Origin of the sequence: Thauera sp. WB-2, assembly GCF_027594845.1 — a bacterium.
Taxonomy (GTDB): Bacteria; Pseudomonadota; Gammaproteobacteria; order Burkholderiales; family Rhodocyclaceae; genus Thauera; species Thauera mechernichensis.
On sequence record NZ_CP088935.1, the window covers coordinates 3888556 to 3904376 of the forward strand.

Genomic DNA, 15821 nt, shown 5'->3' on the forward strand with positions numbered 1-15821 from the left:
ATGTCGTCCAAACAGGACCTGACGCGGCAATTCACGGCAGAAGAGGGGATCATCCACATCGGGGGCATCGAGGCGCTGGTGCGCCTGACGATGGACCAGATCCGCTTCGACCGCCGCCGCGGTCTGAACAACGCCATGTTCATCTCCGGCTACCGCGGCTCGCCCGTGGGCATGCTGGACGCCAACTTCATCAAGCAGCAAAAGCTGCTGCTGCAGCACAACATCCAGTTCGTCGACGGCCTCAACGAGGACCTCGCCGCCACCGCCGTCTGGGGCACCCAGATGATGCACACGGTGGGCAAGCAGAAGTTCGACGGCGTGGTCGGCACCTGGTACGGCAAGGCGCCGGGCGTGGACCGCTCGGGCGACGCGCTCAAGCACGCCAACTACACCGGCACCCTGCGCAATGGTGGCGTGCTCGCCATCTTCGGCGACGACCCGAGCTGCAAGTCGTCCTCGCTGCCGAGTCAGTCGGAGGCCATGTTCTACCACGTCGGCATCCCCTCGCTGTACCCGGGCAACGTGCAGGACATCCTCGACTTCGGCCTGCACGGCTACTACCTGTCGCGCATCTCGGGCCTGTGGGCAGGCCTCAAGATCGTCACCAACGTCGCCGACGGCAGCGGCAGCGCCATCGTCGACCCCGACCGCCTGAAGTTCGTCACCCCGGTGGTCGAGCTCGACGGCCGCCCCTACACGCCCGAGGTCAACCTCGGCATGAACGTGCGCAAGGACGCGCTCGACATGGAGCGCACGCTGTACTACGCGCGCCAGGAGCTCGCCCGCCTGTATGCGCGCGAAAACGGCCTCAACAAGGTCACGCTCCCCAACGCCGACGCCTGGCTGGGCATCATCACCGCCGGCAAGACCTACCACGACCTGCGCCAGGCCTTCATGGAGATGGGCCTGGACGACGATGCGCTGCGTCGCGCCGGCGTGCGCATCCTCAAGATCGGCATGCTCAACCCGCTGCAGCCGGACGACATCCGCGACTTCGCGCGCGGGCTCGAGGAGATCCTCGTCGTCGAGGAAAAGCGCCCCTTCATCGAGCTGTTCGCCAAGGACATCCTCTACGGCACGGCCAACGCGCCACGCATCGTCGGCAAGCGCGACGAGGAAGGCCGCGACCTGCTGCCCTTCCACGGCGAGTTCGAGTCCGACATCATCGCCCGTGCGCTGCACGCCCGCCTGTCGCGCAAGACCCGGCTGGAGTCGGCCGAGGCCTGGATCCGCCGCCTGGACGAGATCCACAGCCGCAACGCGCTGACCACGCTGACGCGCTCGGCCTGGTACTGCTCGGGCTGTCCGCACAACACCTCCACCAAGGCCCCCGAGGGCAGCATCGTGTCGGCCGGCATCGGCTGCCACACGATGGCGATGTGGATGAAGCGCGGCGTGGTCATGGGCACCCACATGGGCGCCGAGGGCGCGCAGTGGATCGGCATGCAGCCCTTCACCGACACGCAGCACATCTTCCAGAACATGGGCGACGGCACCTACGCCCACTCGGGCAGCCTGGCGGTGCGCTACTGCGCGGCGACCAACACCAACATCACCTTCAAGATCCTGGTCAACAGCCACACCTCGATGACCGGCGGCCAGGAGATCATGGGCGCCGAGCCGGTGCGCAACCTGGTGGCCGAGCTCGTTGCCAACGGCGTCAAGCGCATCATCGTCACCACCGAGGACCTGTCGCGCTACAACGCGGTCAGTCTCATCGGCAACACCGAGGTCTGGCACCGCGACCGCATCATGGAAGCGCAGAAGCTGCTCGCCGAGACCGAAGGCACCACCGTACTCATCCACGACCAGGAGTGCGCCGCCGAGCTGCGCCGCCAGCGTGGCCGCGGCAAGGCCTGGGAGCCGGAGGCGGTCATGGTGATCAACGAGCGCGTGTGCGAAGGCTGCGGCGACTGCGGCGAGAAGTCCAACTGCATGTCGGTCGAGCCGGTGCAGACCGAGTTCGGCCGCAAGACGCGCATCCACCAGCCCTCGTGCAACAAGGACTACTCCTGCGTGAAGGGCTTCTGCCCGTCCTTCCTCACCATCACGCCCAAGGCTGACCCCAAGGCCGGCGAGGCGAAGAAAAAGAAGAAGGGCCGCCTGCCCGCGCTCGAACGCGAACTGCCCGACCCCGTGTTCAGGGTCGACCCGGACAACTTCGGCGCCCACGTCATGGGCATCGGCGGCACCGGCTCGGTCACCGTGGCGGCGACCATCGCCAACGCCGCGCGCATCGACGGCAAGTGGGCGGTGGGCCTGGACCAGACCGGCCTGGCGCAGAAGGGCGGCGCGGTGATCTCGGACATCAAGGTCACCGCCACCCCCTTCGACGGCGCAAACAAGATCTCGGACGGCAGCACCGACCTGTACCTTGGCTTCGACATCCTCAACGCCACCGACAACAAGAACCTGGACAAGTGCCACCCCGAGCGCACGATCGCCATCGTGTCGACCGGCCAGGCGCCGACCGGCTACATGGTGTCGGACAAGTCGGTGCAGTTCCCCAACGTCGACCGCCTGACCCAGGGCATCGACCGCGTCAGCCGCCGCAACGACAACGTCTATCTCGACGCGCAGACGCTGGCCGAGGGCCTCTTTGCCGACAGCATGGCGACCAACATGTTCATGGTCGGCGTGGCCTACCAGGCCGGTGCGCTGCCGATCAGCGCCGCCGCCTTCGAGACTGCGATCCGCCAGGCCGGCGTCGGGGTGGACATGAGCCTGCTGGCGTTCAAGTGGGGCCGCATGGCGGTGGTCGACCTCGACTACGTCCACGCCGAGATCCACAAGTACGAAGCCAAGGCGCCCAAGCTGCCCGAGCTGACCGCCGAGGCGCGCCAGATCGTGGATTCGGTCGGTGCCAGCGGTGAAGTGCGCCGCCTGCTCGAGATCCGCGTGCCCGACCTGATCGGCTACCAGGACGCCGCCTATGCCCGCCGCTACGCGGCCAAGGTGAAGCGCGTGATGGAAGCCGAGAAGCGTGCCGCATCGGAAAGCTCGGCCCTGGCCGAGGCCGCCGCGCGCTACTTCTACAAGCTGATGGCGTACAAGGACGAGTACGAGGTCGCCCGCCTGCACTCCGACCCGGCCTTCCTGGCCGAGCTGGATGCGCAGTTCCCGCACGGCTACACGATCGAGTACAACCTGGCGCCGCCGCTGCTCTCCAAGCGCGACCCGGAAACGGGCGAGCCGGTCAAGCAGAAGTACGGCCCGTGGGTGCTGAAGGCCTTCCGCCACCTGGCCAGGCTCAAGCACCTGCGCGGCGGCAAGTGGGACATCTTCGGCAAGACCGAGGAGCGCCACCTGGAGCGCCAGGCGATCGAGGACTACGACCGCTTGCTCGACGCACTGTGCGACAAGCTCAACCGCGACAACCTCGCGATCGCGGTCAAGCTCGCCAGCATGCCCGACGCGGTGCGCGGCTACGGCCACGTCAAGGAGCGTCACATCGCGCTGGCCAAGGCCAAGCAGGCGCAGCTGATGGCCGACTTCGACAACCCGCAGGCCGCCAAGGCCCGCGGTGCAGCCCAGGTCGTACAGTTCGTGTAAGCGTTACAGCCCCGGGCAATCAAACGTGAGCCGGCATGCACGTTGAAGCACACGGGGCGACGAAAGGTTCGCGGCTGGCGCCGCTCCTACAGAGGCAGCTCCCGTCGTAGGAGCGGCGCCAGCCGCGAGGGGCTGAAGGCGACGGGGCTCGTCGTAGCCGCCCGGAAAGGCTCGCGGCTGGCGCCGCTCCTACAGCAAAGCCACCCGCCGTTGGCGCCCCCCACAGGAGCGGCGCCAGCCGCGAGCGTTTGAAGGCGACATGCGGCAGGGCCCGTGCGCTCAGCCGCTCACTACCGAGCGGTTGGTGATGATGCGCGCATCGACCACGGCGTAGCCCTCGGGATAGGCGATCACCGGGTTGAGATCCAGTTCGGACAGCTGCGGATAAGCGCTGACGATACTCGATACCTTGAGCAGCAGGTCGACCAGTGCCGCCTTGTCCACCGCCGGCTCGCCACGAACGCCGGCGAGAATCTTGCGGCCCTTGAGCTGATCGACCATGGCCTCGGCGTCGTGGCGCGATAGCGGGATGGCACGGAAGGCGACGTCCTCCAGGATCTCGACGAAGATGCCGCCCAGGCCGAACATCAGCACCGGGCCGAAGATCGGGTCACGCACCACGCCAACGATGACCTCCGTGCCCTTCTTCGCCATCGGCGTCAGCAGCACGCCGCGGATGTCGGCGTTGGCATCGTAGGCGCGGCAGCTCGTCATGATCTGGTCGTAAGCCTCGCGCAGCGCGGCCTCGCCGACCAGGTTGAGCTTGACGCCGCCGGCATCCGACTTGTGCAGGATGTCCTTCGACACCACCTTCATTGCCAGCGGCTGCGTGCCGAACTTCGCCACCGCGGCGGCAAGCTCGTCGGCGCCGTGGGCGACGAACTCCTCGGCGACCGCGATGCCGTGCTCGCGCAACAGGGTCTTGGCCTCGAATTCGTAGAGGTCACGACCCTCGTTCTGGGCGCGCGCGAACATGGCCTGCATGCTTTCCAGCGGGGTGACGCCCACCTGCAGCGGCTGGCCGTGCTGGTGCTGCAGGTAGATGCCGCGCTCGGCCAGCGCCTGCAGCACCTTCACCGCATGCTCGATGGAGGAGTACACCGGCAGCCCGGCCTCGTGCAGGCGGCGCAGCGCCGGCGGCTTGACCGGCGCGTACAGGCTGTAGATGACCAGCGGTTTGGCGCTGCGGCGGGCGAGCTCGATCATGGCTTCGGCGGCGCGCATCTCGCCGCCGAGCAGGGACTCGGCAAAGCGGGTGTGGTAGCCGCCGAACATGCCGACCAGGAAGACCGCGTCGACGTTGTCATCGTCGGCGACGATCTCCATGCAGCGCGCCAGCACCTCGGGGTCGGCGTCCGACGTACCGGCGACGTCGATCGGATTGGCGAGCGAGGCCTGCGGGAACAGGATGTCCGCCAGGCGCTTGCGCGTGGCCGCAGACAGTTCGGCGAGTTCCAGCCCGGCGTCGGACAGGCGGTCGGAGGTGATCGTGGCCTGGCCGCCGCCGTCGGCGATCACCGCCACCCGGCGTCCGCGCGCCTGCTGCATCAACGCCAGGCCTTCGGCCACCGGCAGGATCTGGTCGGAGTGGCGCACCACGCTGACGCCCACCTGCTTGAGCAGATCCACCGTCATCTCGTAGCTGCCGGCAAGCGCGCCGGTGTGCGAACTGGCGGCCTTCTTGCCGAGTTCGGTGGCGCCGGACTTGTACACCACCACCGGCTTCAGCGGCGTGATCTCGCGTGCCGCCTGCAGGAAGCGCTGGCCGTCGCGAAAGCCTTCCACGTACAAGGTGGCGACGCGGGTGTTCTCCTCCTCGCCGAGGTAGCGCAGATAGTCGTTGAAGCCGATGTCGGTCTGGTTGCCGGGGCCGACGTAGGTCGAGAAGCCGACGTGGCCGTTGTTCTCCGCCTCGAGCACCAGCGCGAGCAGCATGTTGCCCGACTGCGAGATAAAGCCGATGTCGCCCGCCTTGACGTTGCGCAGGTCGAGCAGATTCACGTTCTTGTGCAGGTTGAACATACCCGAGGTATTGGGGCCGATGATGCGTACGCCGCCGGCGCGGGCGGCATCGAGCACCTGCTGCTCGAGCTTCGCGCCTTCGGGCCCGGTCTCGCGGAAGCCGCTGGCGAGGATCACCGCGCCCTTCACGCCCTTGCGCCCGCACTCCACCAGCAACCCAGGCAGGGTCGCCGCCGGGGTGCAGATCAGCGCCAGGTCTACCGGGCCGGGAATGTCGTCGAGCGAGGCATAGGTGGGGACGCCGAGGATCTCGGGCACCTTGGGGTTGAGCGGGTAGATCCTGCCGCGGTAGTTGCCCTTGATGAGGCCGACCATGGCCTTGTAGCCGCGCTTGGTGGGGTCGGCCGAGGCACCGACGATGGCGATCGAATCAGGCGCAAGGAAATCGTGCAGCGGGCTCTTGTGGACAGGCATGCTCTGGGTCGTATTCTCGGTCATCGTGTCATTCCCCCTTGAAGACGGGTGCGCGTTTCTCGGCGAAAGCGTCCACACCTTCCTGCCAGTCCTTCGTGGTGCCGACGAACATCATGCCTTCGAGCTCGGCGGTAAGGCAGGCATCCAGCGTGCGCTCGGCCGACAGGTTGAGTTGCTCCTTGGCGAGCTGCATCGAGAACGGCGCCTTGCTCGCCACCTTGAGCGCAAAGGCACGCGCCGCGTCGAGGAAACCCTCGTCGGCGAACACGCGGTTGGCCAGGCCGATGCGCACCGCCTCGTCGCCCTTGATGCGCTCGCCCAGGAACACCAGCTCGCGCGCCTTGGCCAAGCCCACAAGGCGCGGCAACAGCCAGGTCACACCACCACCGAGGAAGTTGCCGATGGATATCTCGGGCAGGCCGATCTGCGCACTCTCGGCCATCAGCATGAAGTCCGAAGCGATCGCGATCTCGGCACCCGCACCCAGCGCGTAGCCATTGACCGCGGCGATCACCGGCGTCTTCATGTGCAGCAGGCGGTGGCAGACGTCCTGCTCGCCCTTGAGGTACTGGCGGCGATCGAAGGCGGTGCGTCCCGCCTTGTGCGCCTTGAGGTCGGCGCCGACGCAGAAGGCGCGGCCCTCGCCGGTGATGAGCACGACGCGGGCGTCGCCGTCGGCCTCGGCGCGGTTGAGTGCATCGTTGAGCTCGTCGTAGAGCTGCTGGGTGACGGCATTGAGGCGCTGCGGACGATTCAGCCGGATCTCGGCAATGCCGTCGGAGACGTGGTAAAGGATGGTTTCGTAGCTCATGGCGTGGTCTTGCCCTTCTCTGGGGTGGGGAGCGAGTCGGCAGGGTGTGCCGAAGAAGCGGAATGGTCGGCGGTGGCCGGCCGATTCTGGGTAAAGGGTGTGGCGCGGGCCGGTACAGCCGCGGCGCCAGGCTTGCGCAGGAGGACGACGTCCTTGCCCGGCACCTCGCACTGCCAGCCGAAGCGCTCCGCCAGGTGGCGGAAGGTGGATTCGCGATAGAACACCACATGGGTCGGATCGCGACGGTAGTGCCAGCGCGCAAAGCGCGCGTCGTCGGTCTGGAAGCAGGTCATGACGCCGAGCCAACCGCCCGGGCGCAGCATGGCGTCGAGGCGGGCGAACTCCTCCGCCGGGCGGTGGAAGTGCTCGACCACCTCGGTACACGTGATGAAGTCGTACTGCGCGGACAGCGCAGCCTCGTGCGCGGCAAAAAAGGGGTCGTACAGGCTCACTGCATGCCCCGCCCGCTCCAGCAGCGCCGCCAGCGCAGGCCCCGGGCCGCAGCCGTAGTCGAGCCCCTTGCTGCCTGCATCCAGGCGGGCGATCAGCGGCTGCGCCAGCCGCGCCAGAAAACGCACATAGCCTGGGTCGGCGGGGTCGTTACGATGCAGCAGGTACTCGGCGCGCTCACACGCTGCACCGGGGCGTTGCGCCGGCAACACGAAAGTCGCCTCGCAAACGTCACAGCGCTGGTAATCACGCCCATCCACATGCATGAAAGGGCGCGTAACGGGGTGGAGGCAGACCGGACAGCCGAATGCGGCTCCCGGGGCGTGCAGACTCATGGACGGCATTCTAACCAGCCCTGGCCGTGCTGCCCATGATGGAAATCCCGCAATCGCAAGCCGCCTCAGGCCTCGACTCGCGGAACGACAAGCGGGCGGATGCGCGTGATCGGCATCCGCCCGCTTCGTGTCAGGCCCAGTCGTCGGGCAGGATCAGAAGTGCCACTCCAGCTGGAAGGTGGGCGCATCGGTGTCGATGCCGGGCTTCTCGACCCCGTTGCCGTAGGCATGGTTGCCAAACTTGTTGCGCCAGTACTCGTAACCGACGCCCATCAGGAAGGTGTTCTTCGTGCCCCAGGCCATCTGGCCGACATCGACCATCAGCGCGGCACGCATCAGCGTCTCGGTGCGCGTCTTCACGCCTGCGTAGTCGCGCCCCTTGTCGCTATTGACGTTGATGAAGCCCTGGAACTTCAACGGCACCGAGCCGGCGCTGAACGGGATGCCCCAGGCCGCGCTGATGATCCACTGCGGATCGAAGCTGATGTCGCTGCGTGGGCAGGCCGGCGCGCCCAATCCGCAGTGGTTCCACTCCTTGCCGTAGAGCAGGCTCACGTCAAGAAAGCCCGGGACGTCGAACTTGAGCGTCGGCCCGACCACCAGCAGGCGCTTGCGCGGCGCAAAGCGCGTGTTCTTGGTGTTGAGGTCGAACCCGGCGGTGATCGCCACCTCCTTGACCGGGCCGAAGGCCAAGCGCTTGTCCAGCAGCTTGCCCAGATGGACCTGATGGCGGTAGGTCAGGTAGAACTCGGTCGCACCGTTGGTGCTGCCGCTGGCGGGGTCGGCCTTGTCCGACTGCAGCATGTCGACGTTGATGAAGTTCTGCCCGACCGAGTAGCCGCTGGCGTGAGTGAGCTGCAGCACATGCTTCTCGACCGCCCTGGTGTTCGTCGGCTCGCGGAACTCCGTGCCGTAGCGGTAGCCGACGAAGGTGTCGCTCCAGGTCGCCGCCTGGCCGCTAGCCGGCACCGCCGCAAGCAGGCAGGCTGCGCCCACGGCCTTCAAACACGTGTCGAATCTTGTCATTTTCTGTCTCCGGATGATTCCCTGGGTGTGGCGTCCGCGCCGTCGCAGCGTTCGCGGCGCCAATGTATCGGGGACATCCGTCGACAAGCCTGAGCCGCACTTATAGTGCGCATAAGCAAACCCGATGCTCACCACGCCCGGAGCATGTCATCAACCCGACCCGGGCGTTGCCGTGTATGGTAAGGGTCTTGCCGCATGCGCCGCACCATGGCGGCCCTCGGGGCCTGCCTCTGAATGAGGGGAATCACCATGAACGAAACGCTCACCGCCACCGAAGCCCTGCCGACCGAAGCCGAGATGCGGGCCGCGCCGGCAACGGAATACATGAGCGCCAGGCAGCTGGCCTTCTTCCGCGACAAGCTGATCCAGGAACGCGACGCGCTGCTCGACTCGGCTCACCGCACCACCCTGCACCTGCAGGAGTTCGAGAGCACGCCCGACCCGTCCGACCGCGCCTCGCTGGAGGAAGACCACACGCTCGAACTGCGCGTGCGCGACCGCGAGCGCAAGATGCTGCACAAGATCGACGAGGCACTGGCACGCATCGACAACGGCAGCTATGGCTGGTGCGAGGACAGCGGCGAGCCGATCGGCATCCCGCGGCTGCTCGCACGCCCGACCGCCACGCTCAGCGTCGAGGCGCAGGAGATCCACGAAGCCCGGCGCAAGATGCGCGGCGGCTGAGTGAACGCTGCAGCCAGAATGGCCGCGGGGAGGACCGCGAAGCAGGCAGTGATCGAATCGATCTTGCTCACCGCTGCGCGCGTATGCACCTTCGACGGTCAGGTGGCACTGACCAACGCGAGCGGTTTCTTCTTCGCACGCGGTCACCGCCTGTTTCTGGTCACCAGCCGCCACGTGCTGCACGATGAGGCGAGCAAGCACTTCCCCGACCGCATCGAGATCGAACTGCACGACGACGCCAACAACCTGGCGCACTCGACGGGCTTCTCCATCCCGCTCTACCGCAACGGACGCAGCATCTGGCGCCAGGGCACGGACTCTGCTGGAGAGATCGACGTCGCCGCGATCGAGCTGGAGCAGGGTGCCCTGCCCGCCGGTGCGGCCTACCGCGCGTTCACGCCGGCTCATCTGCTCGGCCGCTTCGATCAGGTCGAGGTCGGCAGCTCGTTGCTGGTCGTGGGCTTCCCGCTCGGCTTTCACGACACCCTGCACCACATGCCGGTGGTGCGCCAAGCGGCGATCGCCTCGTCCTTCGGACTGCGCTTTCAGGGCAAGGGTTACTTCCTCACCGACGCCCGCACCCACCGCGGCACCAGCGGGGCGCCGGTGGTGATGCGCTGCACCAGCGCAGATCCGCGCCACGGCGACCTGCCGTGGCTGTTGCTCGGCGTACATTCGGCCCGCCTCGACGTCGGTACGCGCGATCTCGAGCTTGACGAGGCCCTCGGCCTGAACTGCGCGTGGTACGCCGACATCCTGATGACGCTGACGGACAAGTGACGCGCGCGGCCACAGGCAGTCGCGGAGCTCTCAGGGCCGTGCGAGCCTGGCAAACTGGGCGACCGCCGCTGTTCGCGTCTCCACCCCCAGCTTCTCGTAGATGTGCTCGAGATGCTTGTTAACCGTGCGCGGGCTCATGCCGAGGATCTCGGCCACATCGCGGTTGGTCTTGCCGCGGGCGACCCATCCGAGCACGTCCATCTCGCGCTGCGTGAGCGGGTTGGGCAAGGCCGGAGCGGCTGGCACGGGGGTCTCGCCGCGCCCCTGCATCGCGGCGTTCATCTGCCGTGACACGCGCAGGTGCGCCTGCAGGCGCGCCACCAGCTCGTCCGGCACCACCGGCTTGACCAGGTAATCGACACCGCCGGCCGACAGCCCCTCGACCAGGCGTTCGGTCTCTGCCAGGCCGGTCATGAAGATCACCGGCACGGTCGCCATGCCTGCCGCCTGCTTGAGCCGGCGGCAGGTCTCGAAACCGTCCATGCCGGGCATGCAGGCATCGAGCAGTACGGCGTCGGGGGTGATGCGCTCGAGCCGCTTCAGCGCAGTGGCGCCGTCGGTGGCAACCAGGACGGTGTAGCCGGCCTCGTCCAGCGCTTCGGCGATCATGCGCACCGTATCGGGCGCATCGTCGATCAGCAGGATGACTTCGCGCTCAGGGCGCGATGGCGTCGGGGCAGTCATCGTCGGCTCCATCGAGGGTCTGGATGAGGGTGTCGAAACGCAACGCCAGTGTGAGCGCGCGCAGCGCCTGCAGCGGGGCATGCAGTTCGGGGTGGCGGCGCTCGAGCTCATCCAGGCGGCGCACCAGGCCCTGCAGGCGGCCCAGTTCGGCGAGGTCGCGCAGCTCGGCCCGCACCTGGGCGGACAGCGCCGACGCCGCCTCGGGCTCGACTGCAGTGCCGGCAGGTGGCGGCAACACCGCCTCGGGCGCAGGCGCCGCGCCGGCCGCTTCGGCGTAGATCCACGCCAGCCCCAGCCAGGTACTCAAGCGCGCGAACAGCTCGGTTTCCAGCACCGGCTTGACGATGAAGTCGTCGCAACCAGCGGCCTTGCGGCGGTCGGGCAGGTTCTCGTAGGCATTCGCCGACACCATGACGATCGGGCCCGCATGGCCGGCATCGCGCAGCTGGCGGCTCAGCGTCCAGCCGTCGGTCACCGGCATCGACACATCCAGGAACACCAGGTCGGGGGCAAAGTCGGCCAGCTTTCGCCGGGCGTCGTCGGGGTGGTCCGACTCCTCGACCAGAAAGCCGCGCGGGCGCAGCATGTCGGCGATCAGATGGCTTTGCGCAGGCTGGTCGTCCACCACCAGCAGCTTGCGGCGCGGGCCAAAGTACCCCAGGATCTCGCGCTCCGGCCGCGTCGCCACGCGCGGATGCACCACCCGCGGCAGATGCAGCTTGACGCGGAATACGCTGCCTTGGCCCGGCGTGCTGCTGACGGTCAGTTGCCCGCCCGCGAGCTCGACCAGCAGGCGGGTGATGGTCAGCCCCAGGCCGGTGCCTGGCGCGCTCGGCGGCTGGTTGCCGGTGCCGCGCTCAAAGGGCTCGAAGATACGCTCCAGGTCCGCCTCGGGAATGCCGCAGCCGGTGTCGCGGATCTCGAACACGGCGATCTCGCTCTGGTAGGTGATCTTGAGCACCACCTCGCCGCACGCGGTGTAGCGCACCGCGTTGACCAGCAGGTTGATCAGCACCTGGCGCAGGCGGCTGGTGTCGCCCTGCACCACCTCGGGCATGCGACCGGCGAACTCGGTACGGAACGCCAGCCCCTTGCGCTCGGCCTCGAGGCGGATCGTCTTGTCGACATGGGCGAGGAACTCGGCGAAGCGGAACTCCTGGCGGTTGAACTGCAGGCGTCCGGCCTCGATGCTGGCGATGTCGAGCAGGCCGTCGATCAAGGCCAACAGGTGTTCGCCGCTGCGCTGGATGGTGGAGATGGCCTCGCGCCGGCGGCGCGGCAGGTCGGTGTCGCGCAGCATGATCTGGGAATAACCGAGGATGGTATTGAGCGGCGTGCGCAGCTCGTGGCTGATGCCGCGCACGTAGCGACTCTTGGCCGCGTTGGCGGCCTCGGCATCTTCCTTGGCGCGCTGCAGCTTGGCGTCGGTGTCGCGGTGGGCCTCGATCTCGCGCAGCAGCAGCTGGTTCTGGCGCTCGGACTCCTCCTGCGCCACACGCCGGCTCTCGTTGGCCAGCACCAGCCACCACACCCCCACCGCAGCGAGCAGGACGAGCACCGCGAAGATGCGCAGGAAGGCCAGGCCGAGGTCGGTCGCCCCCACCTCGGCGGCGATCAGCTCCTGCTGGTACACCAGCGCGACCACCGCCGCGATCACCAGGGTGGACACGAAGAACACCAGCGCAAACTGGCTGACCCGGCGCGCCACCCGCGCCGACATCGACGACGGCATCCAGCCCGCAAGCCAGGGCGCGAGCCGCGCCAGCGGCCCGGGTTCGGGCTTGCAGCGGTCGCCGCAGCGCGCATCCAGCGTGCAGCACAGCGAGCAGATGGCGCCGCCGTAGGCCGGACACTGCGCCATGTCCTCGGACTCGAAGTGGTTCTCGCACACCACGCAGCGCAGCGGCTGGGCGGCCTGCCAGCGCATCTCGCGCGGCCGCGCCAGATAGAAGCGGCCGCGCGTGGCCCAGGCGATCAGCGGCGCCAGCGCGAAGGCGGTGAGCAGCGATATGAAGGGCGCAAACGCCTGCGCGAACGGCCCAAGCGAGCCGCCGAAGGCGACGATGCCGAGCACCGAGCCGGCAAGCATCGCCCCCACCCCCACCGGATTGACGTCGTACAGGTGCGCGCGCTTGAACTCGATGCCGCGCGGCGACAGCCCGAGCGGCTTGTTGATGACGAGGTCGGCCACCACCGCGCCGATCCAGGCCACGGCGACGTTGGCGTACACGCTGAGCACGTGCTCGAGCGCCTCGAACACGCCCAGCATCATCAACATGAGCGCGATCAGCACGTTGAAGATCAGCCACACCACCCGCCCCGGATGGCTGTGGGTGAGGCGCGAGAAGAAGTTGGACCACGCCAGCGAGCCGGCGTAGGCATTGGTCACGTTGATCTTGACCTGGCAGATGATGACGAAGATCGCGGTGAGCATGATCGCCGCGCGCGGGTCGTCGATCACGTGCTGGAAGCCGGCCAGGTACATCTGGGTGGGCTGCACCGCCTTCTCGGGCGGAATCATCGACTGCAGGGCGACGAAGGCCAGGAAGGCGCCGCCCACCATCTTCACCGCACCGGGGATGATCCAGCCTGGCCCGGCGGCCACCACCGCGGCCCACCAGCGCACCCGGTTGCCCGGCACCGGGTGGGGCAGGAAGCGCAGGAAATCCACCTGCTCGCCGATCTGGCAGATGAGCGCAAAGGCGACCGCGCAGCCGGCGCCCACCGCGAGCAGGTTGAAGTCGTTGCCGTGGCGCCCGCCGAAGGTGGTGAAGGTCGCATACAGCGCCGGGTCGGACACCAGCACGAAGAAGAACGGCGCCAGCAACAGCACCACGAACACCGGCTGCGTCCACGCCTGCAGGCGGCTGATCCAGGTGATGCCGTGGGTGACGAACGGGATCACGATCAGCGCGCTCACCAGGTAGGCCCACATGATCGGCATGTCGAACCAGAGCTCGAGCGCGAGCGCCATGATCGCCGCCTCGATGGCGAAGAAGATGAAGGTGAACGAGGCGTAGATCAGCGAGGTGACGGTCGAACCGATGTAGCCGAAGCCGGCGCCGCGCGTCAGCAGGTCCATGTCGAGCGCGTAGCGCGCGGCGTAGTAGGCAATCGGTAGCCCGGTGAGGAAGAGCACCAGCGCGACCAGCCCGACCGACCACATCATGTTGATGAAGCCCCAGTTCATCGCGATGGTGGCACCGATGGCCTCGAGCGCCAGGAAGGACACCGCCCCGAGCGCGGTGTTGGAGATGCGCGAGAACGACCACCTGCGGAAGGTCTGCGGCGCGTAGCGCAACGCGTAGTCCTCCAGCGTCTCATTGGCCACCCAGCCGTTGTACTCGCGGCGGATGTGGATGATGCGCTGGGACGCGATAGGGGCGGCGTCGGTGGCGGGGCTAGGGCTCATCCTTGACTATAAGCAAGGACCATTCCGACTGGACCCGACCGCGCCATGCACAGACGCGACAAGGGCTGCCGCGCGCCGCCTGCGCCAGCAGTCACCACGGCCGTGCAGGCGGCGCACCATCACGGTGCATGGAAACCGCCTGCGGCCCCTGGATGCTGCAGCGCAGCACCCGCCAACTGATCCTCCTCCTCCGCCCTGCGCATCCCTATACGTCGTTTGACGTATTCGCACGCAGGGCCCAGCTCATTAGCTTGTGCACCGCAGCGAGACGAAACGTCGAGCCCCGCCCGACACGACCCGCTACCCCTGCCCATACGCCTACCGACCAAGGAGCGATCCATGTCCGACAAGCACCTGCAATCCTCCCAGCGCCGCAAGTTCATGCTCGGCGCCGCCGCCCTCCCGCTTGCCCTTGCGATATCGCGCATGGGCCACGCTGCCGCACTGCCGACCGCCCAGGTCAACACCACCGGGCTCGCGATCACCGACACCGAGGTCGTGGTCGGTCAGCTGCACTCGGCCACCGGCACCATGGCGATCTCCGAAACCGGCTCGATCCAGGCCGAGCAGCTGGCCATCGACCAGATCAACCAGATGGGCGGCATCCTCGGCCGCACCATCCGCGTCATCAAGGAAGACGGCGCCTCCGACTGGCCGACCTTCGCCGAGAAGTCGCGCAAGCTGCTGGTCAACGACAAGGTCGCCGCGGTGTTCGGATGCTGGACCTCGGCCTCGCGCAAGGCGGTGCTGCCGGTGTTCGAACGCGAGAACGGCCTGCTCTACTACCCCACCTTCTACGAAGGCCTGGAGCAGTCGAAGAACGTCATCTACACCGGCCAGGAGGCCACCCAGCAGATTCTCTACGGCCTCGACTGGGCCAAGCAGGAGAAGGGCGCGAAGACCTTCTTCCTGGTCGGCTCCGACTACATCTGGCCGCGCACCTCGATGAAGATCGCGCGCAAGCACATCGAGGCCTTCCAGGGCGGCAAGGTGGTCGGCGAGGAGTACTACCCGCTCGGCAACACCAACTTCAACTCGCTGATCAACAAGATCAAGATCGCCAAGCCGGACTGCATCTTCGCCGCGGTGGTGGGCGGCTCCAACGTCGCCTTCTACAAGCAGCTCAAGGCCGCGGGCATCACCGCCAACCGCCAGTTCCTGCTCACGCTGTCGGTGACCGAGGACGAGATGCTGGGTATCGGCGGCGAAAACTTCGAAGGCTTCTATGCCTCGATGAAGTACTTCCAGTCGCTCGACAACCCCAACAACAAGGCCTTCGTCGAAGCGTTCAAGGCCAAGTACGGGCCGCGCGCGGTGATCGGCGACGTGACCCAGGCGGCCTACCTCGGCCCCTGGCTGTGGAAGGCGGCGGTCGAGAAGGCAGGCAGCTTCGATGTGGACAAGGTGGTCGCCGCATCGCCGGGCATCGAGCTGCCGACTGCGCCCGAGGGCTTCGTGAAGATCCACGAGAACCATCACCTGTGGAGCAAGGCGCGCATCGGCATGGGCCAGGCCGACGGCCAGTTCAAGGTGGTCGCCGAGTCGCCCGAGCTGATCGAGCCGGATCCCTTCCCCAAGGGCTACCAGTAAGCCCGCTCCGCGGGGTCGCGACCTGCACCGGCCGCGGCCCCGGTACCCGGTGACCGGCGCC

General features: G+C 67.5%; 10 protein-coding genes. 4 read left to right on the forward strand and 6 right to left on the reverse strand.

What is annotated here, in order from left to right:
• A complete protein-coding gene (locus tag LQF09_RS17765) occupies window positions 1–3552 on the forward strand; it encodes an indolepyruvate ferredoxin oxidoreductase family protein (protein ID WP_270068587.1) in 3552 nt (1183 codons plus the stop codon).
• Between the two features lie 279 nt (window positions 3553–3831).
• Here LQF09_RS17765 and LQF09_RS17770 read toward each other — a convergent pair whose 3' ends face one another.
• The 4 genes from LQF09_RS17770 to LQF09_RS17785 all read right to left on the reverse strand — a co-directional run bounded on the left by LQF09_RS17770 (window position 3832) and on the right by LQF09_RS17785 (window position 8610).
• Window positions 3832–6012, reverse strand: a complete 2181-nt coding sequence (locus LQF09_RS17770) for an acetate--CoA ligase family protein (RefSeq protein ID WP_270068588.1) — start codon at window positions 6010–6012, stop codon at window positions 3832–3834.
• Between the two features lie 4 nt (window positions 6013–6016).
• On the reverse strand, window positions 6017–6799 hold the full coding sequence (locus LQF09_RS17775; protein WP_002928899.1) for an enoyl-CoA hydratase/isomerase family protein: 783 nt from the start codon (window positions 6797–6799) through the stop codon (window positions 6017–6019).
• Complete coding sequence (locus LQF09_RS17780) at window positions 6796–7515, reverse strand: class I SAM-dependent methyltransferase (protein WP_002928897.1); 720 nt, start codon at window positions 7513–7515, stop codon at window positions 6796–6798. The genes LQF09_RS17775 and LQF09_RS17780 overlap by 4 nt, the downstream gene beginning before the upstream one ends.
• A gap of 222 nt (window positions 7516–7737) precedes the next feature.
• Complete coding sequence (locus LQF09_RS17785) at window positions 7738–8610, reverse strand: outer membrane protein OmpK (protein WP_002928895.1); 873 nt, start codon at window positions 8608–8610, stop codon at window positions 7738–7740.
• Between the two features lie 249 nt (window positions 8611–8859).
• Here LQF09_RS17785 and dksA point away from each other — a divergent pair, with 249 nt between their 5' ends.
• Together dksA and LQF09_RS17795 are read left to right on the forward strand one after the other, a co-directional pair.
• Window positions 8860–9294: an RNA polymerase-binding protein DksA gene (dksA, locus tag LQF09_RS17790; protein WP_002928894.1), complete on the forward strand. Its 435-nt coding sequence runs from the start codon at window positions 8860–8862 to the stop codon at window positions 9292–9294.
• A 48-nt stretch (window positions 9295–9342) separates the two neighbouring features.
• Window positions 9343–10074, forward strand: a complete 732-nt coding sequence (locus tag LQF09_RS17795; RefSeq protein WP_270068589.1) for a S1 family peptidase — start codon at window positions 9343–9345, stop codon at window positions 10072–10074.
• A gap of 30 nt (window positions 10075–10104) precedes the next feature.
• Here LQF09_RS17795 and LQF09_RS17800 read toward each other — a convergent pair whose 3' ends face one another.
• Complete coding sequence (locus tag LQF09_RS17800) at window positions 10105–10758, reverse strand: response regulator (protein ID WP_002937826.1); 654 nt, start codon at window positions 10756–10758, stop codon at window positions 10105–10107.
• Window positions 10730–14170 carry an ATP-binding protein gene (locus LQF09_RS17805; protein ID WP_270068590.1) on the reverse strand — a complete coding sequence of 1147 codons (3441 nt, stop codon included), beginning with the start codon at window positions 14168–14170 and terminating at the stop codon, window positions 10730–10732. Before LQF09_RS17805 ends, LQF09_RS17800 begins: the two co-directional genes overlap by 29 nt.
• 339 nt (window positions 14171–14509) lie before the next feature.
• Between LQF09_RS17805 and urtA the strand changes: the two genes are divergently transcribed.
• Entirely contained in the window at window positions 14510–15760 is a 1251-nt protein-coding gene (gene urtA, locus LQF09_RS17810) for an urea ABC transporter substrate-binding protein (RefSeq protein WP_270068591.1), read from the forward strand.
• Window positions 15761–15821 lie beyond the last annotated feature (61 nt).